Origin of the sequence: Devosia riboflavina (assembly GCF_000743575.1) — a bacterium.
Classification (GTDB): domain Bacteria; phylum Pseudomonadota; class Alphaproteobacteria; order Rhizobiales; family Devosiaceae; genus Devosia; species Devosia riboflavina.
The window spans coordinates 1-783 of record NZ_JQGC01000090.1; the positions used below are offsets into that span (position 1 = coordinate 1).

The window sequence follows — 783 nt, forward strand, 5'->3', positions numbered from 1 at the left end:
TTTTCGTCATGGCTGACTTTCGAAATGGGCCCTAACCGAAAGCGATTGCAACGGTTATTTGAGCGGCATCGGCACAGGGGTGCCGGTAAATGTTTGGATGAAAGATAAAATGACAGAGACCAAGAACGACTTCCACAAAGCGCTGGACGGCATTATCGACGCGCGCTCGCGTGAGTCGAAGCGCCAGGTCAGCTTCCGCATGCAGCACCAGCTGATCGGGTCCTTCGCGAAGCGTCCGTAAGCGCAACCAGTTTGCCTCCAGTCGGGTCCCATGCAGCCCGATCTAGCCTATCCCCGGACCTCCATCCGGGGATTTTGCTTTTCTGGGGTATGCATGTGGATGGCCAGGCCCGCAGGCCGGGCATTCCGGCTCAGAGCTTGTGTAGGATGAGCGTCGTCCATTCCTTGCGCTGCAGGCGCTGGAGCAGGGGCATGCCGTTTTCGGCATAGGCCGCGATCACGGCCTGGGCCTGGGTTTCGAGAATACCCGACAGAATGATCGACGCGCCCGGCTGGGCGATGCGCGACATGCCCGGCGCAAGGCCCATGAGCGGACCGGCCAGGATATTGGCGAGGATCAGGTCGTAGGGCGCCTTGGCGGTGATGACGTCGCTGTCCAGCCCTTCGGCCACCACGCCTTCGATCAGTTCGGCCACGTCGTTGTCGCGAGCATTCTCGACAGTCGTCGTCACGGCGATGGGGTCGATATCGGTGGCCAGGACCTTGAGGCCGGTCTTCTTGGCGATGGCGATGGCAAGCACGCCCGTGCCGGTGCCGATATCC

2 protein-coding genes are annotated in these 783 nt (G+C 61.3%); one reads left to right on the plus strand and one right to left on the minus strand.

Going from position 1 to position 783, the window contains the following annotated elements; translation table 11 throughout:
- The first annotated feature begins 109 nt into the window (after positions 1–109).
- The gene (locus JP75_RS27275; RefSeq protein WP_280114014.1) at positions 110–241 is read left to right on the plus strand and encodes a hypothetical protein; all 132 of its coding nucleotides are present in this window, start codon (positions 110–112) and stop codon (positions 239–241) included.
- Between the two features lie 130 nt (positions 242–371).
- Here JP75_RS27275 and JP75_RS24830 read toward each other — a convergent pair.
- Positions 372–783 (minus strand): 50S ribosomal protein L11 methyltransferase (locus tag JP75_RS24830; protein WP_035088003.1); only part of this gene is annotated, 412 nt, incomplete at its 5' end.